18 protein-coding genes and 1 riboswitch are annotated in these 21,417 nt (G+C 48.1%); of the genes, 13 read left to right on the forward strand and 5 right to left on the reverse strand.

Annotation, left to right across the window (positions count from 1 at the left end; translation table 11 throughout):
- Positions 1-46: 46 nt before the first annotated feature.
- The 3 genes from ACFQ03_RS03005 (at position 47) to dnaI (ending at position 3,012) form a co-directional block, all read left to right on the forward strand.
- Positions 47-343, forward strand: coding sequence for a YuiB family protein (locus ACFQ03_RS03005; RefSeq protein ID WP_186328147.1), 297 nt, complete (start codon positions 47-49; stop codon positions 341-343).
- Between the two features lie 185 nt (positions 344-528).
- Complete coding sequence (locus ACFQ03_RS03010; protein ID WP_144932292.1) at positions 529-2,010, forward strand: DnaD domain protein; 1,482 nt, start codon at positions 529-531, stop codon at positions 2,008-2,010.
- A 36-nt stretch (positions 2,011-2,046) separates the two neighbouring features.
- Positions 2,047-3,012: a primosomal protein DnaI gene (gene dnaI, locus ACFQ03_RS03015; protein WP_379285949.1), complete on the forward strand. Its 966-nt coding sequence runs from the start codon at positions 2,047-2,049 to the stop codon at positions 3,010-3,012.
- Positions 3,013-3,162: 150 nt separating this feature from the next.
- Here dnaI and ACFQ03_RS03020 read toward each other — a convergent pair whose 3' ends face one another.
- A complete protein-coding gene (locus tag ACFQ03_RS03020; RefSeq protein WP_144932289.1) occupies positions 3,163-3,309 on the reverse strand; it encodes a YqzM family protein in 147 nt (48 codons plus the stop codon).
- Between the two features lie 401 nt (positions 3,310-3,710).
- Here ACFQ03_RS03020 and trxA point away from each other — a divergent pair, with 401 nt between their 5' ends.
- Entirely contained in the window at positions 3,711-4,028 is a 318-nt protein-coding gene (gene trxA, locus ACFQ03_RS03025; protein WP_144932287.1) for a thioredoxin, read from the forward strand.
- 189 nt (positions 4,029-4,217) lie between these two features.
- On the forward strand, positions 4,218-6,257 hold the full coding sequence (gene uvrC / locus ACFQ03_RS03030) for an excinuclease ABC subunit UvrC (protein WP_379285952.1): 2,040 nt from the start codon (positions 4,218-4,220) through the stop codon (positions 6,255-6,257).
- 182 nt (positions 6,258-6,439) lie between these two features.
- Here the strand turns inward: uvrC and ACFQ03_RS03035 are convergent, their stop codons facing one another.
- The gene (locus ACFQ03_RS03035) at positions 6,440-8,044 is read right to left on the reverse strand and encodes a CPBP family intramembrane glutamic endopeptidase (RefSeq protein WP_379285954.1); all 1,605 of its coding nucleotides are present in this window, start codon (positions 8,042-8,044) and stop codon (positions 6,440-6,442) included.
- A gap of 295 nt (positions 8,045-8,339) precedes the next feature.
- Positions 8,340-8,475, forward strand: a riboswitch (cyclic di-AMP (ydaO/yuaA leader).
- Between the two features lie 82 nt (positions 8,476-8,557).
- On the opposite strand from ACFQ03_RS03035, the gene ACFQ03_RS03040 reads away from it, so the two are divergent.
- A complete protein-coding gene (locus tag ACFQ03_RS03040) occupies positions 8,558-9,883 on the forward strand; it encodes a TrkH family potassium uptake protein (RefSeq protein WP_144932527.1) in 1,326 nt (441 codons plus the stop codon).
- Between the two features lie 12 nt (positions 9,884-9,895).
- Positions 9,896-10,558, forward strand: coding sequence for a potassium channel family protein (locus ACFQ03_RS03045; RefSeq protein WP_144932281.1), 663 nt, complete (start codon positions 9,896-9,898; stop codon positions 10,556-10,558).
- Positions 10,559-10,710: 152 nt separating this feature from the next.
- Here ACFQ03_RS03045 and ACFQ03_RS03050 read toward each other — a convergent pair whose 3' ends face one another.
- The gene (locus ACFQ03_RS03050) at positions 10,711-11,628 is read right to left on the reverse strand and encodes a LysR family transcriptional regulator (RefSeq protein WP_150960135.1); all 918 of its coding nucleotides are present in this window, start codon (positions 11,626-11,628) and stop codon (positions 10,711-10,713) included.
- 317 nt (positions 11,629-11,945) lie between these two features.
- Here ACFQ03_RS03050 and ACFQ03_RS03055 point away from each other — a divergent pair, with 317 nt between their 5' ends.
- The 6 genes from ACFQ03_RS03055 (at position 11,946) to sda (ending at position 19,017) form a co-directional block, all read left to right on the forward strand.
- The gene (locus ACFQ03_RS03055) at positions 11,946-12,602 is read left to right on the forward strand and encodes a succinate dehydrogenase cytochrome b558 subunit (RefSeq protein WP_144932277.1); all 657 of its coding nucleotides are present in this window, start codon (positions 11,946-11,948) and stop codon (positions 12,600-12,602) included.
- A gap of 13 nt (positions 12,603-12,615) precedes the next feature.
- Positions 12,616-14,373, forward strand: a complete 1,758-nt coding sequence (sdhA, locus tag ACFQ03_RS03060; RefSeq protein ID WP_379285957.1) for a succinate dehydrogenase flavoprotein subunit — start codon at positions 12,616-12,618, stop codon at positions 14,371-14,373.
- Positions 14,374-14,375: 2 nt separating this feature from the next.
- Complete coding sequence (gene sdhB, locus ACFQ03_RS03065; RefSeq protein WP_379285959.1) at positions 14,376-15,143, forward strand: succinate dehydrogenase iron-sulfur subunit; 768 nt, start codon at positions 14,376-14,378, stop codon at positions 15,141-15,143.
- Positions 15,144-15,510: 367 nt separating this feature from the next.
- Positions 15,511-16,512 (forward strand): metallophosphoesterase family protein, encoded by a 1,002-nt coding sequence (locus ACFQ03_RS03070; protein ID WP_379285961.1) that lies wholly within the window; start codon positions 15,511-15,513, stop codon positions 16,510-16,512.
- Positions 16,513-16,651: 139 nt separating this feature from the next.
- Positions 16,652-18,151, forward strand: coding sequence for a PAS domain-containing sensor histidine kinase (locus ACFQ03_RS03075; protein WP_379285963.1), 1,500 nt, complete (start codon positions 16,652-16,654; stop codon positions 18,149-18,151).
- 701 nt (positions 18,152-18,852) lie between these two features.
- Complete coding sequence (gene sda / locus ACFQ03_RS03080) at positions 18,853-19,017, forward strand: sporulation histidine kinase inhibitor Sda (RefSeq protein ID WP_144932268.1); 165 nt, start codon at positions 18,853-18,855, stop codon at positions 19,015-19,017.
- Positions 19,018-19,465: 448 nt separating this feature from the next.
- On the opposite strand, the gene ACFQ03_RS03085 is transcribed toward sda, so the two are convergent.
- Together ACFQ03_RS03085 and ACFQ03_RS03090 are read right to left on the reverse strand one after the other, a co-directional pair.
- Positions 19,466-20,980, reverse strand: coding sequence for a M56 family metallopeptidase (locus ACFQ03_RS03085; protein WP_379285965.1), 1,515 nt, complete (start codon positions 20,978-20,980; stop codon positions 19,466-19,468).
- Positions 20,980-21,354, reverse strand: a complete 375-nt coding sequence (locus ACFQ03_RS03090) for a BlaI/MecI/CopY family transcriptional regulator (protein WP_379285990.1) — start codon at positions 21,352-21,354, stop codon at positions 20,980-20,982. The genes ACFQ03_RS03085 and ACFQ03_RS03090 overlap by 1 nt, the downstream gene beginning before the upstream one ends.
- Positions 21,355-21,417: the final 63 nt, after the last annotated feature.

Consider the following 21,417-nt stretch of genomic DNA (forward strand, 5'->3'; position numbering starts at 1 on the left):
AATATTTAATCCGCTGGCACGGAATGAACATAGGGGATGAGTCAGAATGATTATAATCGACTTGGTGCAGTTGGTCGTGCTCATTTTATTGGGCTTCTGCATGTTCTTCGGACTGGGCTTCATCATCAATATGCTTCTGAAGACAACATGGCTTCCCATTTACGTTTATATTATTTTTGTGATCGGGATTGTCTACTGGTCCTGGGGCGCCGCTTCGTTAATTGAAAACATCAAGGGATACACCCTGGCGGATTATCTTCCCATCATCAGCGGCTTGGTTGGAGCGGTCATGAGCGGATATACGATCAAGATGCTGCGCGTGAAGGGCTACAAGATGTTCTAGATGCCGCCCAACAGGAAAAACCTCTCCTCGGCAGAGGTTTTTTCTTTTTTTTGTTAAGTTTATTAGGAGGACGCTTGAAGAAGATTCTGGGTCTTCCGTTTTTGGCCTTTTAATCTCTTTTTGAGGGATGGAGGATATGATAGAATGAAGAAATACAAGATTACAGGCGGATGGAGTCGGGTAGTATGCGTATAACGAACATGCTTCATTTTACAGAGAATCACAGGTTTTGCATATGCCGCGATTTCTCGTTGAGCGGGCTGGATTACAGACTGCTCGGCAGCCTTTATCAGCCGATGGTCGGGGCGTTTGCCGTCAGTGTATACTTGACGTTATACCAACAGCTTTCGGGGGACCGGGTAGGCTATTCCGAGCTGGAGCAGCAGCGCAAGCTGTTCTTAACCCTGGAGCTGGACCCGGGTGAGCGGGGCCGTTCCGTATTTATCGAGCAGACCTCCAAGCTGGAGGCCGTAGGACTCCTGCAGACATCCCGCCGTTATCTCACTTCCAATGAGGACTACATTTACGAGTATCAGCTGTCGAGGCCTTTGCCGCCGGCAGAGTTTTTCCAGAACCAGCATTTGCTTCTTCTGCTCAGGGATAAGGTAGGCAAATATATGCTCCTGTCGCTGAAGGATGAATTTATAGCGGAACAGCCGATAGAGCTAGGTGAATCGCAAGCGGAAAATCTGTCCGTACCGTTCTATGATCTGTTTCAGCTTAATACGCAGATTATTGATTATGAGCTGGAGCAGGCGTTCTACCAGACAGCTTCCGGGCGAGCGGAGGCAGCCTCGGGTCCGGATGTAATGACCAAGGGCTACGGATATGCCGATATCATTCGCCGTTTCCCGCGCCAGTCCATTAATAGGCAGCATGTTGAGGGGCTTAAATTCCGGCCGGATCAGTTGGCGGCGATCAATATGATTGCCAAGAAATACCGGCTGACACTGCTGGAAACGTGCCGCCTGCTGGACGAGGACGATGTTTTCACCGAAGAGGGCATGCTCCAGGATGAAGTGCTGAGCTACAGAGCCAATCTGTATTACCGCCAGAGCAAAAAACGGGAGGAGCAGATGGTACGCCAACTGGGCGGACAGGCGGAGAAGGAAACCGCACCGCAGGATCAGGCTTCCGCGGAGAAGCCGGTGGAGATGGCTTATTATTTGGAAGTCCCGGCCTTGTTTCAAGGCCAGTGCGATATTCATCAATATAATATCATTCTCCGCAACGAGCCTTATACGCTTGTGCTGGAACGTTTTTTCCCGCAGGGGACCGTACCGGACGGCGTTCTGGATATTTTTCAGAAGATCGATCTTAACTATAAATTGAACGAAGAAGTAATTAATGTCCTTATTCATTACATTCACGTCGATCGCCGGTCATGGGCGAAATCATCGATCGAGGCGGTCGCTTCGGATATGCTGGGCAAGCAGGTCTCCACATATGAGCAGGCGGTCGAATACATAAGAGAGATGCGGCGCTATAAGCAGGAGGCGGCCGCCAAGGCAGCACTCCGGAGCAGTGGGGGAAAGGGAAGAGGCGGCAAGACCGGCAAGCCGAAGATTCCGATTATTACAGACAAGCCTCAGAGCGTCAAACGGTTGACCGAGGCGGAAATCGAAGCCATGCGCCGCAAAGCATTGAAGCTGGACGGCAAGCTGTAATCCTTGGGCAGATTTCCTTGGAAGGAGGGGAGACAGATGGAATCGCTGGCTGATTTACTAAAACAATTTTCCGGCACACCGCTTTGGAAGAACCGGGAAGAGATTCGTAAGCAAGTAGCGACTGATCCGGCCGTGCGCGAATGGCGTCTCCTGCATCCGGAAGTAACGGATGAAGAGATTAGCCTTAATCTGAATAAATTTTATCAATTCGTTAAGGAACGGAATAACTGCAGCCAGTGTCCGGGGCTGGAGCGATGTCCGAATGATTTCGAGGGTCATTATACGGTACTCTCGGTCGAGACGACTCAGGACCGCTGCTATATTTATGACCGCAAGGCAAGCTGCGACAAATTTATTACAAAGCAGAATCAGGATTCCATCCGCAGCCGGATACGCAGCTTTTATGTGGATGAACGCTCCTTGAACCAGGGATATTCGGCGGATGAAATTCTTAGCAAGGACTGGGAGAGGGCTGCGGCCGTCGATCAAATCATGGATTACATCTTGAAGACCAAGGAGCAAGGTCTGCAGCGGCAAGGCTTGTATTTGGCCGGACCTTTCGGAACGGGCAAGACGTTTCTCATGTGCTATATGCTGTATGAATTGGCGAAGGTCGGATTAACCGGCGCGATTGTCTATATGCCTGATTTCTCCGAGGATCTGAAATCGATGTTTCAGGATCCGCAGAAGCTGAAGGAAACTATCGATCTGTTGAAGGAAACCGATCTGCTCGTTCTTGACGATATCGGGGCGGAGAATATGAACCCGTGGCTAAGGGACCATGTCCTCGGGACCATCCTCAACTATCGGATGAACCGGAAGCCGACCTTCTTCACCTCCAACTATGAGCTGGATGATCTCGAGAAGCACTTCAGCTTCACAAGTAAAGACGGCGAAGAAGAATTCAAGGGACAACGGATCATGGACCGCATCCGTCATTTTGTCGAGGTGGTTCATGTGACGGGGTATAATAAACGCAGCAAGGCCGGAGAGACGGAATAATCCGCACCCGGCCGATAAATAGAAAAAGTCTGAAGGGACATGGTCCTTTCAGACTTTTCTCAAAATATAAGATTCCTGATCTTATATTTCATCGGTAAACGCGCCTGTCCTAAGGACGGCGATAGCCGTTTATCCTTGATAAATCCATTATTATTTCATAGCCACTTCGATAATCGTTGCAATAACCGCTATAAGGAGCATTACTCCGGCTGTGACGCCAAATCCCACCGCGACATCCATGAAGTCATTCCTCGGTTCCTCGTTCACATGATGACCGGGATGATTAGGTTCTAGCATTGCAATTCCCTCCTGTATCAATGCGCTGAATGCTGACAGGTCCAATTCGGTTCACAATAACAGCTAAGCGCAGGTTCGCATATTAGTCTCCTATCAGTATACCCAACCGGGTGGAAAGTTGTAAACCCTCCCTGGCCGCGTTCCCCTGCATTTGAGGTTGATCGTAACAAGTTGGCCATAAATTGTTCATAAATGGGTATTGCTTATGAGGGAGAGCCGTCATTTTCTAGTCTGTGATTCCCTGCAGAGGATTATTCCCGCTGGCCATCCCAAGAGGCCATACCTATACCCCGGCAAAGAGGGGTTATGAAAACAGGGGGGATTGTGGTATACTTTACATGTTGACGTAGAAGTCACATGATCCACAAATATATAGTACAATTAAGGGAGGATTCCATAAAATGGCTATAGTAAACGTATCTGATCAGTCTTTTAACGAAGAAGTGGAAAGCACAGGAACCGTTCTGGTCGATTTCTGGGCGCCATGGTGCGGACCTTGTAAAATGATCGCTCCTGTACTGGAAGAGCTTGACGGTGAAATCGGCGATCAAGTGAAAATCGCTAAATTAAACGTAGATGAAAATCCGGAGTCTGCGTCCCGTTTCGGAGTCATGAGCATTCCGACTTTAATCCTGTTCAAGGACGGTAAGCCGGTAGATAAGGTTGTCGGTTTTCAATCCAAGGATGCTCTGAAGGGTGTTATCTCCCGTCATCAATAATCTGCCAAATAACAGGCATGTAAAAAAGCTCTTTTTCTGCTATGCTGAAAAGGAGCTTTTTTTTGACGTTCGTTCTGCAAAAATATCGTTTCATACTCGTTAGAAGAAACCTGAAATTATATAATTGAAACTTTGTTAAAGCGGTTTTAGTATCATCAACCTCAAAATTATGGGAAGGAGGATGGCGAAATGGAAGAACGCTCCGGACAGATTCAGGAGAACATTCGCCGTAAATTGGCCTTGCTGCCGGATAAACCGGGCTGTTACTTAATGAAGAACCGGGAAGGGACCGTCATTTACGTAGGTAAAGCCAAGGTATTGAAGAATCGTGTCCGGTCTTACTTCACCGGCAGCCACAGCGCCAAAACCCAGCGTCTGGTCAGCGAAATTCGGGACTTCGAATATATTGTGACGGCGAATAATGTGGAAGCCCTTATTCTCGAGTGCAACTTGATCAAGCAGTATTATCCCAGGTATAACGTCCTGCTGAAAGACGATAAGTCTTTTCCATATATTAAAATAACCAATGAAGAGCATCCCCGGCTGGAGGTTACCCGCAAGGTCGTTAAGGATAAGGGGAAGTATTTCGGCCCCTATCCGAATGCCTATTCCGCCCAGGAAACGAAGAAGCTGCTGGACCGCCTGTATCCGCTGCGCAAATGCCGGAAGCTTCCCGACCGTGTTTGCCTTTATTATCATATCGGACAATGCGTCGCGCCCTGTGAATATGAGGTGGCGCCCGAGGAATACGAGCGGATGATCCAGGAGATTACCCGTTTCTTAAGCGGGGGGCATAAACAAATCCGCCAGGAGCTTGAACGCAAGATGCTCGAGGCTGCGGAAGAGCTGCAGTTCGAACGGGCCAAGGAGCTGCGCGACCAAATTGCGCATATCGATGCGGTGATGGAGAAGCAAAATATTACCGTCGCCGATCAGGTCGACCGGGATGTCTTCGGCTTCGCGGTGGACAAAGGCTGGATGTGCGTGCAAATATTGTACATGCGCCAAGGGAAAATGATCGAGCGGCATGTTACGGTGTTCCCGTACTATGGGGAGCCCTATGATGATTTCTTGACCTTCGTCACCCAATATTACAGTGAGAATCCGGCTCTGCCCAAGGAAATTCATCTGCCGGCCAACCCTCATCAGACCAATGAGGAGGAGAATGCCGAGGCGACTAACCCCCAGACGGCGGCAGGTTCCGAAGCACAGCTTTCCGCGGCAAATGATGAAGCTGTCCGTGAAGAGTCAGAGGGATCGTTTAGTCCTGCTGAAAGGGCTGAACCGGCGGAGGGTAAGGCTGAAGAAGACGAGGACGCGTTCCACGCAGGCGGAGCAGACAAGGAAGTTATTAAAGAAGCTCTGGAGTCGTGGCTGCATGTGAAGGTTCATTTTCCTCAAAGGGGAGTCAAGAAGCATGCGGTAGATATGGCATCGGATAACGCGCGAGTGGCTCTCGAAGAGAAATTCCGGATGATTGAAAGAGACGAGGAGCGGACGATCAAAGCGGTGGAGAATTTGGGGGAACGGCTCGGAACGGGCACCCTTCACCGGATCGAGGCCTTCGATAACTCGAACATCCAGGGAACCGACCCGGTGTCCGCGATGGTTGTATTCGTGGATGGCAAGCCGGATCGCAAGGAATACCGCAAGTATAAAATCCGCACCGTCCAAGGACCGGATGATTACGAGACGATGCGGGAGGTTATCCGGCGGCGCTACGAAAGAGTGCTGAAAGAAGGGCTGCCGCTCCCGGATATGATTGTCGTCGACGGGGGCAGAGGTCAGATATCGGCGGCCGTGGATGTGCTTGAGAATGAGCTGGGGCTGTTCCTGCCGGTTTGCGGGCTGGTCAAGGACGCCAAGCATAAAACGGCCCAGCTTATGACCGGAGATCCTCCGGAGGTTGTTCCGCTTCCGCGCGACAGTCATGAATTTTATTTGCTCCAGCGCATACAGGATGAGGTTCACCGGTTTGCCATTACCTTCCACCGCGAACAACGGGGCAAATCGATGGTGGCCTCCCAATTGGATGCCATTCCCGGTATTGGCGAGAAGCGGCGGAAGCTGCTGCTGAAGCATTTCGGCTCCCTGAAAAAAATAAGAGAAGCGGCCGTTGAGGATTTTCGCCCGTTAGGCATCGGTGAGAAGCTGGCGGAAACTATTCTTTCATCCCTCCGCGAGGACAAGAAGACCGAGGAGGAGGGCGACTCAGTCGTCTTTGATTAAACGGCTTAATGCATATAAAAAGTGCACCTTTAATGATCCCTGTAAAACAGGGTTTAAGGTGCACTTTTTTTTGAAATATAAGAAAGATAAGTTTCACCTAAACGCGTCTGTCCAAAGGACGGAATAGCCGTTTATCGTTGACCGGCCTTCCGGGATCCGGGAATTCTCTCGGCCGATTCCGGTTATACCGTAGACGCGGGGCCCGATCGTTTACGGAACAGGCTGTGGATCCACATCAATATATATCCGGTTATAGCCGGCATCAGGATATACCCAACCCCGATCAGAATATTCGATGTGCTGGGTGTAGTCGTCATCAGTGACAAAGCCATCAGAATAATATCCATCGTGACATGGGTAAAGATGGCGGTCATCAAGCCGTATTTCAGGAAAATGTATCCAAAGATGATCCCCAGCACGGCCACCTCGAACAACCTTGTGTAGCTAGGATAAATCGTGTAGCCGGTATGGCCCAAGGCCCAAATGATGCTCGGCACCAGGACTGCCAGGAAGCGGAGGCGGAACCACTTCTGAAACAAGGCGATGCCGAAGAGCCGATACATAATTTCTTCGGAGGTTCCCGCCATCCACGCAAGAAGCGGGAATAAGGCGGGCCAATACATGTTGAGCACGGATTGGGTCGGATCGTTGACTGCGAATGAATCGAAGGCTTCGCCGGCAATGAAGAACAGAACCTGCTGTACCCCGAGAATAAACAAACAGAGCAAATATCCTCGGCCCATTCCGTAAAACATATCCTCCCCAAAGTTGGAATCTCGCCATCTTGGCCAAGGATTCCAGCCCTGCGCTCTCCATAATTGGTCACCGGATATGGCTGCAAAATATTGTGCGCCCGCCAGCAGCGCAATAATTAGAAAGGTAAACACAATATAGACTACGTTGAAGATAGCGGCATCCTCCGGAGGAATTTGTGTGCTTGCTCCCGGCCAGCTATTTATCGTGTGAAGGCCGTATAGCCCGGCGAAAATAAGAGCAAAGAGGATTCCCCGCGAGAACCGGACCTTCTTCCGGTTAATAATAACGAGGATCAAGGCCGCAATACTCAAAAGAAACATGCCGCCCAGTCCGATATAAGACATCAGGCCGGCAGACCGCTCCTGCCCGGCAAGCCATTGGCGGAAGCTTTCCGGAACCGAGAAGGAAGGAACGAAGCCTACAACTTCCTCTCCTCTTACGGCCACTCCGAGCTGCAGCCTGGATTCGCCGATGCTCTCCTTGGCACTTTCGTACATGAGCAGGCTGCTTCGGGACCCTTGCATCAGCTGCAAATCCGCCGGATCATATCCGTTCTCGGCCAGGAAGCTTTCGGCCAGCAAGCGCCGGCTTTCTTGAGAGCCTGAGGAGGCAGGGGCCGCTTGCTTCTGATTCCATGCCGTCACCTTGGGTTCATTCAATCCGACAAAAATGATCCAATTCAGACGATTTCTCGAATCGAACATTTGAACTTCCCAATAATCGAGAGGATAATTGTCTCCATACCGGGTGCTGTATTCCTCGGTCAGCTTCGCTTTTTGCAAATAACCGCTCAAGCCTTTGTCCGACTGATAAATAATATTGATCTTGTTAGGGGTGTAGTCCGGTTGTTTGGTGTGGACGAATTGCCGGGCCAGGTCGGCCGCTTGCTCTTCAGTCACCTTCGGCCCGGACAATTCTTCCTCTACGCCGTTAACGCCGGGAAGCAGGTTGATCAGGATGACGCCGAAGTATAACACTATGCCGATAATGGCCAGCCAAATAAGAGGACGGTTTATTCTGTGTGGAACCACGGGCATTCTCCTCCGCAATAATCTTCTTCATTCCAAAGTACCATAGATAACGGCCTGTTTCCAGTGATTACCTCTGCTTGGGCCGTGTCTCTTCACCGTTATCGAAAATACGGAAACCGCTTGATAGCTTCAAGAAACGACTCGTCTTATTCAATGCAAGGCAAGGAAATCGCGTGAAAATAAAATGAAATCTTGCATTGCCTGACCATTTTGCCCGAATACTTCCTTACAGCATGATTTTTTCCTAAAATACAGACTTTGTATACCGACCAAAAGCAGGATATAATCGTTATCAATTAAATAGAAGCCGAATTTCTTTTAGAAAGCGGGGGAACCATTTAACTGGGGTGAATTTTGCTAGTTCCAATGCAAATAGGGTGCCTGCACACCCGAATCCGTCAGCTAACCTCGTAGGCTTGCTGTCAGGATACCATACGCCTAAAGCATTGGTTTTCCAGTGCTTTTTTTGTTTCCAGAGGAGAATGAACGTTGCTGAAACGATTGTTTACGAAAATGCATCCGCCGCAAATTTTGGCTTCCGGATTTATCATCATTATACTGATAGGAACCATCCTGCTGACGACTCCGATGGCGTCGGTTGACGGCCGTTCCGTGCCCTTCGTGGATGCATTGTTCACGGCTACTTCAGCCATGTGTCTGACGGGGCTCGTAGTTGTGGATACGGCGACGACCTATTCCGTCTTCGGCCAGATGGTCATTATGCTGCTTATCCAGATTGGCGGCCTGGGCTTTATGACGATGTCGACGCTTTTTGCCCTGGTGCTCAAAAAAAGAATATCGCTCCGTGAGCGGCTTATTCTTCAAGAGGCGCTCAATCAGAACAGCATGGAAGGAATCGTCCGCCTCATCCGCAAAATCATTATTTACTCGCTGAGTATAGAGTTCGTGGCCTTCGTCCTGCTTACTTTGCGCTGGTCCGTTGATTTTCCGTTCGCGGAAGCTGTCTACTTCGGAATGTTTCATGCCATTTCGTTGTTTAATAATGCCGGCTTCGATTTATTCGGGGGAGTCAGCGGCCGATTCAGCGGGCTCGCGCTGTTTACGAACGACCCGATCGTCAGCATTATAGCTATGGCCCTGATTATTCTGGGCGGAATCGGATTTATCGTGATGTCCGACTTGATGGAATATAAGAAGCGGAAGAGGCTTCTGCTGCATACGAAAGTAGTTCTGTTCACATCGGCGGTTCTTATAGTCGGAGGGGCGGTGGTCATCTTCACCTTCGAATTTACTAATCCGGCTACGCTCGGGCCTCTTAATGGAGGAAGCAAGGTGTTAGCCTCCTTCTTCCACGCGGTTTCCCCGCGCTCGGGTGGAGTGAGCACGCTCGATGTCGGCTCGTTCAGACAGGCCACTCAATTCTTCCTGATTATTCTGATGTTCATCGGGGCTTCGCCCGGTTCGACCGGGGGAGGTATCAAGACAACGACCTTCGCTATCCTGATCGGGGCCATGATAGCGATGGTTCGAGGCAAGGACGACATCGTCATGTTTCGCCATCGGCTGGCCAAGGACCGGATTTATAAAGCCATTACGCTAACATTGTTCGCCCTGGTTATCGTTATCATTTCGGCCATGGTGTTGTCTACTACGGAGAACCATCAATTCTTGATGATCCTGTTCGAAGTTACTTCAGCCTTCGGTACGGTTGGATTGTCTATGGGGTTGACTCCGGAGCTGTCGACGATCGGAAAAATCATCATTTCCTTTCTAATGTTTCTTGGCCGGCTTGGACCTCTAACATTAGCCTATGCACTAAATCCGAAGAAAGAGAAAGAATTGTTCCGGTACCCGGAAGGCAAAATTACGATTGGATAGGAGCTTGAAACCATGGAAGGAAATCAGTATGTGGTAATCGGACTGGGCCGATTCGGATCCAGCTTGGCTAAAGAGCTGGTGAAACTGGGATACGAGGTACTGGGGATCGACAAGTGCGAGGAAATCGTTAATGAAATGAGCGGAGAGCTGACCTATACCGTTGAAGCCGATTCTACGGATGAAGATATGCTCAGGTCGCTGGGCATCCGAAATTTCGATTGTGCGGTCGTGGCGATAGGCGACGATATACAGGCCAGCATTCTGACAGCCATTGTACTGAAGGACCTCGGGATCAAGAAGGTGGTGGCCAAGGCTCTCTCCGATCTGCACGGTAAAGTGCTGGAGCGGATTGGAGTGGACCGGATCATCTTCCCCGAGAGGGATATGGGGGCAAGAGTTGCTCACCAGTTGGTGTCGCCTAATCTGCTCGATTATATCGAGCTCTCTGAGGAATACACGCTCGCGGAACTGTCGGTTCCGGCCAAGATGTCCGGCCAGACGTTAAAGCAGCTTGATCTTAGAGCGACCTATGGCTGCAGTATAGTGGCTATTAACAAGAAGAGCGGAATGGTTATCGCTCCTACCGCCGATGACATCGTAGAATCCAACGATATTATGGTAGTCATCGGCACCAATGAGCAGATTGAGTCATTCGAAAGATCAGCTTATAAATAAATAGCCTTCTTCAAATCATTCGCCGGCCTGCAAGGTTCATCCCCTGCAGGCCGGTTGTTTGTTGGCTCCCGATTATGGAGAGAATGAGCCTAGCAGGCAAATATTTTCGGCGAGAACCGGGCAGCGCTGCAGAACTAACCGTAGCTGCCCGACTATTGGAAATCGCTCCGAGCGGGTCTTTCCCGTGTGAAGAATTCCCTGGCAAGATCGATAAAGGAGCGGATGACGGGATCCTGCGGCGCGTCCGTTGTAAACAGGAGAGAGGTCGTTCTTTTCTTCTCCTCCAGTTCGGGAATCGAACGTACGGTCAGCTCGTTATTCTCCAGCAGCTGCCGGTGCAGATAAGATTTGGGCAGCAGCGTTGCGGCCTGGATTGTAGACAAAAGGCGGATGATCGCTTCGAAAGAGTCAATCTCCATTTTTACATTTGGAAAGACCGCGTAGTGATGGAATAATTCATCCATCAGGACCCGGTACCAAGTTCCTTTGGAAAAAAGAATCATCGGCAGGTCATGAATCTCCCTCATCGTGATCGTCTTCAGATGCAGATAAGGATGGCCTGCGGGCAGCACGAGACAAAGATGGTCATCGAACAAAGGAAGGCAGGTAAGCCCCGGGCTCTCCGTTCGCGATGCGACCAATCCGATATCGACCTTCTGTTCTTTCACCATCGTGACCACTTCGTGAGTTTTTCCGGTTAATGCTTTGATGTCCGTATGCGGAAAGTCCTTAGTATAGAAGGAGATCAGATCCGGAAGGGTAGACTGGAGAGTCGTCAAGCTGGCGCCTACCGTCAGGCTGACCGCTTCATGACCGGACCGGAACTGGTTCAAGGTATGCCGCATCTCTCTTTGCAGCCGCCGCATCTCCACCGCGGTTTCGTAGCAAATTTGGCCTGCCCGGGTCAACTCCAGCCGCTTGCCTTTGCGTTCGAACAGATGGACGCCGAGCTCGGTTTCCAGCTTCATGATTTTACGGGAAAGGGCAGGTTGAGAAATATTCAGCACGGAGGAAGCGCGATTCAAGCTCTTTTGTTCCACGACGACAGCGAAAGCATCGAGATTTTCCACTTCAAACCCTCCTGGATAGTTATATCCTTATGCATGATAGGTATAATCATATATAAATAATAAGCACTTCCATTATAAGCGCTAAAGGCTTACAATGAAAGATGTCACTTAATGTTCACAAAATTTCTCCCGGAAGACAAGGATGTATATTGCATTGGCAAGCTAAGGTAAACTAAGCTTTACCGATTGATTTCCGGGAAACTCCTGCCGATCCTCGAAAAATGTTACAAATTGTTGACGCTTAGTAAGGGTGGGAGTACAATTGGTATTGGTTTGGATTGACAAGCTTCATATTTTTGAAAGGGGAACTCTTACAGATGGCAGGAAATTCTTATTATTACCGCAAGCTGCATTCACTGCTTGGCGTCATCCCGGTCGGATTCTTCCTGGTCGAGCATCTGCTGATGAACTACTCGGCCTTTAACGAAGGCCACCAAGGGTTTATCGACAAGGTAGAGTGGATCAACAGTTTGCCGTTTATTTTCGGCCTTGAGCTGATCGGCATCTGGCTTCCGCTTCTTTACCATGGTGTTTACGGCTTGTACGTGGCCTATACGGCGCGGAATAACGTTTCTAACTACGGGTATTTCCGAAACGTAATGTTCATGCTGCAGAGAGTAACCGGAGTGATCACGCTCCTGTTCGTTTCCTGGCACGTATTTGAAACCCGGGTGCAAGTGGCGTTGGGGAACGTTACTCATGAAGAGCTGGGTGTCAGAATGCATGAAATTGCCACGCAGCCTTGGGCTTTCGTGCTCTACATTATCGGTATCGTAGCGGCAGTTTTCCACTTCAGCAACGGGATGTGGTCTTTCCTGGTAAGCTGGGGAATTACCGTCGGTCCGCGTGCCCAGCGGGTTTCCAGCTATATCTGGATGGCGGTATTCGTACTCGTTTCGCTTATGGGCATTCTTGCACTGGTCGGATTCTTGGATCCGGAATTTAAAGACACGACTGTCTTGACAAAACTGTAAGAGGTGAACGGCAATGGCTAATTCAAAGGTTATCGTAGTAGGCGGAGGCTTGGCTGGACTAATGGCGACGATTAAGGCCGCCGAAGCGGGGGTACATGTAGACCTGTTTTCCTTGGTGCCGGTCAAGCGTTCACACTCCGTTTGCGCTCAAGGCGGTATTAACGGCGCTGTAAATACGAAAGGGGAAGGCGACTCTCCCTGGGAGCACTTTGACGATACCGTATACGGAGGAGACTTTCTGGCTAACCAGCCGCCGGTTAAAGCGATGTGTGAAGCGGCTCCGGGCATTATTCATCTAATGGACCGGATGGGAGTCATGTTTAACCGGACACCGGAAGGCTTGCTTGATTTCCGCCGGTTCGGAGGAACGAAGCATCACCGTACGGCTTTTGCGGGAGCAACTACCGGCCAGCAGCTTCTGTACGCTTTGGACGAACAGGTCCGGCGCTGGGAAACGGCCGGTTTGGTCAAGAAATTCGAGCACTGGGAGTTTACTTCCGCTGTCATTGACGATGAAGGAGTGTGCCGCGGGATTACCGCCCAGGATTTGCGCAGCATGGAAGTTCGGAGCTTCCGCGCCGATGCGGTCATCATGGCTACCGGAGGTCCCGGAATTATTTTCGGTAAAACGACCAACTCCGTCATCAACACCGGAACGGCAGCCAGCGCATTGTATCAGCAGGGAGTTCATTATGCCAACGGCGAGTTTATTCAAATTCACCCGACGGCTATTCCCGGTGACGACAAGCTGCGTCTGATGTCTGAATCCGCACGTGGAGAAGGTGGACGGATATGGACTTATAAAGACGGCAAGCCGTGGTACTTCCTGGAGGAGAAATATCCGGCTTACGGAAACCTCGTTCCCAGGGATATTGCCACTCGGGAAATTTTCCACGTGTGCGTAGATATGAAGCTTGGAATCAACGGGGAGAATATGGTCTATCTGGATCTGTCTCATAAAGATCCGAAGGAATTGGATGTTAAGCTCGGCGGAATCATTGAGATTTATGAGAAATTCGTAGGGGACGACCCGCGCAAGCTTCCGATGAAAATCTTCCCGGCCGTTCACTACTCGATGGGCGGCTTGTGGGTCGACTATAATCAAATGACGAATATTCCAGGCTTGTTTGCCGCCGGAGAGTGCGACTATTCGATTCACGGTGCTAACCGCCTCGGTGCGAACTCGCTGGTTTCCGCTATTTTCGGAGGAATGGTTGCAGGTCCTAAAGCGATCGAGTACATCAAGGGATTGAACAAACATGCCGAAGATGTCTCCTCGACCGTATTCGACCGTGAATGCAAGAAGCAGGAAGAAAAATATGAAAGCTTGCTATCCATGGATGGAACGGAAAATGCCTATGCTCTTCACAAAGAGCTTGGAGAATTGATGACAGCCAATATGACCGTTGTTCGTTACAACAAGCGGCTGCAGGAAACAGACGACAAAATTCAGGAACTGATGGAACGTTACAAAAACCTGAGCATGACCGACACGTCCCGCTGGAATAACCAGGGCGTAAGCTTTGCCCGTCAGTTGTGGAACATGTTCGAACTGGCCCGCGCCATGACGATCGGCGCCTTGATGCGTAACGAAAGCCGCGGGGCGCATTACAAGCCGGAATTCCCGGAGCGCGATGACGAGAACTTCCTGAAAACAACGATTGCATCCTACTCGAAAGAAGGTCCGCAAATTTCGTATCAGGATGTCGATGTTTCCCTCATCCCTCCACGCAAGCGGGATTATACGACTGATAAGAAAGGAGGAGCATGAGCATGGCTGAAGCAACAGCAACAAACCAAAAAACAATTAAACTGCATATTACCCGGCAGGACACCGCAGATTCGAGTCCATACACCGAAGAGTTCGAAATTCCATACCGCCCGAATATGAACGTAATCGGCGCATTAATGGAGATTCAAAGAAATCCTGTAAATTCCAAGGGTCAGAAGACGACTCCGGTATGCTGGGAATCCAACTGTTTGGAGGAAGTTTGCGGCGCTTGTTCCATGATCATTAACGGCAAGCCCCGCCAGGCTTGTTCGGCGCTATTGGATAAGCTTGAGCAGCCGATCCGCATTGCTCCGATGAAAACTTTCCCCGTCGTACGCGACTTGGTTATCAACCGGGAGCGCATGTTCTCCGCTTTGAAACGGGTGAAGGCCTGGATTCCGATCGACGGTACTTATGATCTCGGTCCCGGTCCTAGAATGGCCGAAACCAAACGTCAATGGGCTTACGAATTGTCCAAGTGCATGACCTGCGGAGTATGTCTGGAGTCTTGTCCGAACGTAAACGACAAGTCGAGCTTCATTGGACCGGCCGCTATTTCTCAAGTCCGCTTGTTCAATGCTCACCCTACCGGCGAGATGAACAAGGAGGAGCGTCTGGAAGCACTTATGCAGGATGGCGGAATTGAAGGCTGCGGTAACTCGCAGAACTGTGTCCGCTCCTGTCCGAAAGGAATTCCGCTCACGACATCCATTGCGGCGATTAATAAAGATACGACGAAGCATTTGTTCAAGAAATGGCTCGGAATGTAATAATAGTTTGATAGCTAAGCAGGCCGTTAATCCTTGCAATAGGATTGTTGGGCCTGCTTTTTTCACCACATTAGAAAGTTTAAGTTCATTAAAGCATTAAAAATGGAACAACTTTCTAATTGGCATAAAAAGTTACCTTTAAAACCGGGTTATTCTTCTTCGAAGAGGCTCCGTTAAGAGCTTTTTTTATAATTTTTTTGGCATCGGCAAACAATAAAGCATAACTTAGGCTTCCTGAAGCTTGCCTTATGCAGTTCTAGGCTTGAGACGAGCAACCTCATGGCTTGTTGTTTATGTGAAGATTTACGGTCACTTGATGAAGTGAAGCCTCGCTTCATTCTTCAATTTACGTCAAGGAGAATGATAGATGATCAAACAACGGATGAACAAACGGTTTCTTCTCCTGATGCTGGTTTGCTGTCTGGCTGTGCCGGGCGCAAATGCTGCCGCTTCACCATCTTCCCCCTCCGCTGCCGAAGCTGCAGAAGCAAGGCTGAGCTTTTTCGTATTAAGTGATATTCATGTACAGTCGTGGGACATGGACTCCAAGCGCAAATTCAAGTCGGCCCTGGAAGATTTGCACAGAATTAATGCTGCCGCGGATGCGTTAATTATCAATGGAGATTTAGGAAACGGGGCTCCGGCAGACTATGAGGAAATCAAACATATTCTAAACCGGACTCCTCATCCTCATAAGATTCTGTTTTCGATAGGCAACCATGAATTTTATCAGGCCTGGATCAATAAGTGGGGACGATGGGATCAGGCAGGCTTTCCCAATGGGGAGCGGGACCAATCGTCGATCAGCCGCTTCCTATCTTTTGCTAAACGGGAGAAAGTATATGAGGATTATTGGATCAAGGGCTTCCACTTTATCGTTCTCGGATCCGAAAAGTACAGACAGAGCGACCCCGATTTCAAGGAAGACGCGTATTTATCATCGGATCAGCTTCAGTGGCTGTCTGACAAGCTTGCGGAAGACGCGGAATCCGGGCGTCCGATCTTTGTGTTCCTTCATCAACCGCTGCCCGGCACCGTATCGGGAAGTGAAGAGCGGGGAGTGGTACAGCATAAATCGTTGAAGCGATTGCTTCAACGTTATCCTCAAGTGGTCTTGTTCACGGGCCATACCCATTGGGAATTGTCTCATAGGGGAATGATTCGGAGGGATGGCTTCTGGATGGTCAACAGCTCGTCTGTCTATGAACCATGGAAGGATAACAATCGCCCGGCTGGCAAGGGGCGCAGCGAAGGGCTTTATATCGAAGTTAACGGCAGCACGGTGAAGATAAGGGGAAGGGACCTCTCGGAAAGCAAATGGATCCCGGAAGCCGGATTTATTTTCAATACGAGCCTTAATAAAGGTTAAGAGAACAATTTTTTGAAAAAAATCCATTTTTTCATTACAGACAATACTCTAAATGGGTATAAAATAGTATAATTACTTTTGGAAATAGATGTTAACGTGGGAGCTTCACACACTTGGTTCAAGAGTGGAGTTGAATAACATGAGGCGGGAGCCAGGGGGAAGTCAATCTTTCGAATGGAAAGGCAGGTTTCCAGACCAGCAGTTATGGTTGAAAGAAGCTCGTGCTCTATTTGCGGAAATATTCGACAACGTCAGTGAAGGCATAATGTTACTGGAAGTCGATTGGAAAGGCCGGCCATCCCGTATTTGTTTGGCAAATGACGTCATTTGCCGGCAATCGGGATACAGCCGGCAGGAGATGGTGAAGCTCTCGCGACAAGAACTAACGGCAGCCGGCCTGGTCGGACCCGACCCGGAATCACTTGAATGGCTGCCGGCTCAAGGAGGGGATTTATGTGAATGGACGTTAGTCCATAAACAAGGGAATGCCGTTCAGGTTCGTCTGTACAGGAAGGTCCTGGAGTGGAATCTGCACAAGATGCTGCTTATCATTGTGCATGATATGACAGAACGGAGACGGATGGAGGATTCCTTGAAGGAAAGAGACCGGCGCTACCAGCAAATGATCAAAATGTCGCCGGAACCGATTATTTTTCACAGTGAAGAAATTATAGTCTATGCGAATGACGCAGCTCTTCGGCTGTTCGGGGTCAAAGAGGAGTCAGAACTGCTGGGACAATCATTATATCAGTTCACTCATCCGGAGGATCATGAGCGCGTGAAGAATGGGGCGGCCGGCGTCGTTCAAGCGAATGAAGAGTCTTTCCAGTACGCGGAATTCCGGATGATTCGCAAGGATGGTACGGTCATCGAAATCGAATCTTCCAGCACCGGTGTTTTCCAATACCTGGATCGGCCCGTTTTTCAATCGGTGCTTAGAGACGTTACGGAGCGAAAGCATAAAGAGAGGCTGCTTCGGCAATCGGACAAGCTGTCGGCGGTAGGCCAACTGGCCGCCGGTTTTGCCCATGAAATCCGAAATCCTCTCACCGCTTTGAAAGGGTTCGTGCAATTATTGAAATCCAAGTCCGCGGAGAACCAGAATTATTACGACATTATGCTATCCGAGCTGGAGAGGATGAATTACATCGTTGGAGAATTTATCCTGATTGCCAAGCCGCCACAGGACAAAGAATTTGAATATCGCAGCCTGACCGCCATGATTACGGATATCGTCACGGTTCTTGATTCTCAGGCGATTCTGAACAATGTGGAAATCAACTGTCATTTCCCCCAGGAACTGCCCAAGGTTCTGTGCGATGAGCATCAATTGAAGCAGGTCTTCGTCAATTTGGTCAAGAATGCTATTGAAGCAATGCCGGAGGGCGGCCTTTTGTTAATTACCGGGGAATTGGCGGAACAGGGCATCCGGATCCGATTTTCCGATTCGGGGAAAGGAATAGCGGAGGACCAGCTGCCCCGGCTGGGGGAACCCTTCTACACGACCAAAGAGAAGGGAAACGGACTCGGGCTGATGATCTGCCATCAAATTATTGAAAATCATAAAGGGAAGATTCATATAGAAAGCACCCTGGGAGCAGGTACGACGGTAGAAATCGTACTTCCAACGAATGGCTGACGATTTGTCCATTTCTCTCATGCAAGTTAATTGAGCACTCCGAAGGGAGTGTGTTTTTTTTAATATAAGAGGCTCAACCTGGAAATCAGTGCCTGATTTTCTACCTGCGGAATAACTAACTGGTCATCTGCCCGGCTCCCGTCCGGTTTCAATCTCGCTAACGAATCTGGGTAACGTTATTGCCTTAAAAACGATGCCACTGCAAATATAACGAAACTCACAATCGTTATTTGGGCGAAATCCTGCTCCATAGCCTTCTTTTTTGGTCAATAGCGATATGGAGTTTAGTAAGAAAATGGAAAAGAGCCGTTTTGCCCGAATAACGTTTCCAGGTTTCGTAACAAAATGCATTTTGTTTATCCCATACTCCGCCGCACACGTTGGAGTGAAATGTTACCCCGCCACATCCTGCTTCATAAAGAGCAGTGCATGATCGGATGGCCCAGCAGTGTCTAGTACGATTTATATTTCATTGAAAATCGATTATCGGATAATTTTCATAAAAATATTTTCAAAAAGAAAAAGGATGCTTTGGTTGTGGATAAGATTATTCACATTACTAACAGTGAGATATTGTCGGATGTTGGCGATTATTAACAAATTATCTACAGGTTGCCCACAGGTTGATGTGGATAACGGAACGGTTGTTCTAATTTTTGAACAGTGGTACGATGGAACAAATGAAAGAAAGGGTGAGACCAATGACTCTATTGAATGACGACATGCTTGTGGAAACTTATCAAAAAGCGGTGGAGTTAAAACTGGATAGGGAATTTATCTCGCTCCTTCTTGAGGAGATTCATCGTAGAAATTTATCGCTGCCTATTTCCCGAGGAGAGTATGCTGAGCCTCAGCAAAATTATTAATGTTAGCAAGATCGGCGCAAGTGGGGATGAAGGGAAAATTGTCCACAGGTGTAGAGAGAGCATTCGAATTAGCTGTCATAAGAACGGACTGGACGGGCTGCGGAGGCAAATTTGTAATCTAATTGAAATATTTCTGTTATGGTATGTTAACATCATTCGGTTAATATAAACACATGACCCCCTTTTTAAAATATATTCCCTTAAGAACCTGGCCCCGTTGGCAGGTTCTCTTTTTTGCTTTGACATAGGGCCAAGAGGGCTTCCGGAATGAATGATGACAATACCGACGAAGTACGCACAAAATGTTTCGGATAAAAAATTACCCTCGGCGGTATTCTTTTTATACATAATGTAAAGGAACATCAAATTAATGATGCTCCTCTTTTTTTGCGTGCAAATAAAGACTTAGAATAAATAAGCTACCTCTAATACCCAGTGGGTTGGGTAGTTATAGTGCTCCGTTAGGAGCTTTTTTTATAATGAAATGTTCATTCTCACTTACGACTTTGTCATAAAAAGGAGAATCTTTAGGGATAACTTTACCTGCATCGACCATTTTCTGAATCTCCTCTTTAGGAATGATACTAATGGTGGAACGATCCAGCCTCCACTGGCCGTCTTCAAGTACAACATCATAAGGAATAACAGGAAGTAGTTTGTTATCATGTGTCAGGTTGGCGACATATACTTGATATTTGGTAGAGTTGATCTTTTCAGCTTTTACAATTTCGTAATCGATTTTAATTCCGTCAAGCTGTGAGGCAAAATATTGTTGCGCAGGGCTGTCGGCATTGGCTACCGAGGATAAATATAAATTACTGTCTCTTTCGTATATGCTTCTATAATAATTATGCACAGTTCTTTCAACCAATTGTTTTTCAGGTAATTCCATATTGTTCGAGGCATTACTTGACTTAGCCCCAGTTAAGGTTAACGCAGCGATTATTACTAGAATCAATAAACCTACAATGGATAAACGATACGAATTTTTCTTTGATCCGATCATATTCATTCTCCTTTTTAAATCATTTTTATTCCCTGATAGGTAGACAGCTTTGGACAAAGGGATAGGGCTGCTCCAGTGCTCCAGCAATTTGATTAAGGTCAGGCCATATTTTCGTCTCTCTTCCTGACTTACCTTGGTTAAAGCCAAAGAATCACAGGCCATTTCCTGGTCTTTGCGCATTAGATTAAAGGCGATCCAAACACAAGGATTAAACCAATGGATGAGAAGTAGAACATTCATAATTCCGTTGATCAATATGTCTTTTCGTTTGATATGGGATACTTCGTGAAGAAAAACATATTTCCATTCCTGTTCGTCAAGTGTTTCTAAGAGCGTTCTCGGAATCAACAGCTTCGGTTTGAAAAGGCCATACAAAGTTGGCGTAGTGACAAGATCTGATTCAAACAAAACAACATTAGCTTTAATCTTCAGAGATTCCCTGCAACTTTCTAAGATGCTAGGCAGGAAACTGTTACGGCATTTACGGGCTTCTTTCTGCAAGCTTATTGCAAATTGTCGATTGACCCAAAACATATATATTCCTGTTAATAAGATTCCAACCCCCCACAATAGAGCTAACGCATTCCAAAGGTTGGATTGGCTGTCAGGAAGCTGCTTAATGGTTTGATCAATGTTTTGCACGCTTTGAGTTGTTCCATTATCGATGAATATCGGGTCGGTAGGAGTCTGCACAGTGAGCAGGTCGGATGCTTGGTTACGATTGTCTTGAGCCTGAATAACAATGTCTGAAGAAAAGAGGTTAAACAAGCTATAAGAGCTTTCTGGTGACCAAGGCAATGCAAGACGGACTATGAGAAGTGTCCAAAGCAAATAATTCCAACGCGGGCTTAACTGATTCTTGAGAAGAAGCTTGGTAAGTATGATAAGAATAAACACGACTACGGCCATAAAAGAGACGTTTAGTATAGAAACAAACAAAGAGGTGAAATTGTGCATTACTCCTCCTCCTTTTTTTCGAGGAGGTTCTTTAATTCCATAATATCTTCCTTAGATAACTTTTGCTCGTCCAAAAAATGAACCAAAATGGGCTTTATAGAAATTCCTCGCATTTTAGCTAAAAAGCTGTGGGTCTCTAATTTCGTACCTTCTTCTTCTGTAACTAACGGATAATATTTGTATGATGGGCCAGTGTGGTCTATGCCGATAACGTTTTTTTGGACGAGCCTTCCAATCAATGTTCTTACTGTTTTGGGACTCCAGTTTGTTTGAACCTTCAAGGACTGAATAATTTCATTAGCCGTAAGAGGCTTCTTGGCATTCCAAAGATTTTTCATAATTTCCCATTCAGATGAGGATATACGTGAAATGATAAGACACTCCCTTCATAACATGATTACATTTGTGGTCTGAAATTAATATTACACATGTAATCT

Source organism: Paenibacillus residui, assembly GCF_042677205.1.
Classification (GTDB): Bacteria; Bacillota; Bacilli; order Paenibacillales; family NBRC-103111; genus Paenibacillus_L; species Paenibacillus_L residui.

Excerpts from the sequence above, each read along its gene's own strand:
- ACFQ03_RS03005 (WP_186328147.1), top strand. The coding sequence starts at position 47 with ATGATTATAATCGACTTGGTGCAGTTGGTCGTGCTCATTTTATTGGGC.
- ACFQ03_RS03010 (WP_144932292.1), top strand. The coding sequence starts at position 529 with ATGCGTATAACGAACATGCTTCATTTTACAGAGAATCACAGGTTTTGC.
- dnaI (WP_379285949.1), top strand. The coding sequence starts at position 2,047 with ATGGAATCGCTGGCTGATTTACTAAAACAATTTTCCGGCACACCGCTT.
- ACFQ03_RS03020 (WP_144932289.1), bottom strand. The coding sequence starts at position 3,309 with ATGCTAGAACCTAATCATCCCGGTCATCATGTGAACGAGGAACCGAGG.
- trxA (WP_144932287.1), top strand. The coding sequence starts at position 3,711 with ATGGCTATAGTAAACGTATCTGATCAGTCTTTTAACGAAGAAGTGGAA.
- uvrC (WP_379285952.1), top strand. The coding sequence starts at position 4,218 with ATGGAAGAACGCTCCGGACAGATTCAGGAGAACATTCGCCGTAAATTG.
- ACFQ03_RS03040 (WP_144932527.1), top strand. The coding sequence starts at position 8,558 with ATGCATCCGCCGCAAATTTTGGCTTCCGGATTTATCATCATTATACTG.
- ACFQ03_RS03045 (WP_144932281.1), top strand. The coding sequence starts at position 9,896 with ATGGAAGGAAATCAGTATGTGGTAATCGGACTGGGCCGATTCGGATCC.
- ACFQ03_RS03055 (WP_144932277.1), top strand. The coding sequence starts at position 11,946 with ATGGCAGGAAATTCTTATTATTACCGCAAGCTGCATTCACTGCTTGGC.
- sdhA (WP_379285957.1), top strand. The coding sequence starts at position 12,616 with ATGGCTAATTCAAAGGTTATCGTAGTAGGCGGAGGCTTGGCTGGACTA.
- sdhB (WP_379285959.1), top strand. The coding sequence starts at position 14,376 with ATGGCTGAAGCAACAGCAACAAACCAAAAAACAATTAAACTGCATATT.
- ACFQ03_RS03070 (WP_379285961.1), top strand. The coding sequence starts at position 15,511 with ATGATCAAACAACGGATGAACAAACGGTTTCTTCTCCTGATGCTGGTT.
- ACFQ03_RS03075 (WP_379285963.1), top strand. The coding sequence starts at position 16,652 with ATGAGGCGGGAGCCAGGGGGAAGTCAATCTTTCGAATGGAAAGGCAGG.
- sda (WP_144932268.1), top strand. The coding sequence starts at position 18,853 with ATGACTCTATTGAATGACGACATGCTTGTGGAAACTTATCAAAAAGCG.
- ACFQ03_RS03085 (WP_379285965.1), bottom strand. The coding sequence starts at position 20,980 with ATGCACAATTTCACCTCTTTGTTTGTTTCTATACTAAACGTCTCTTTT.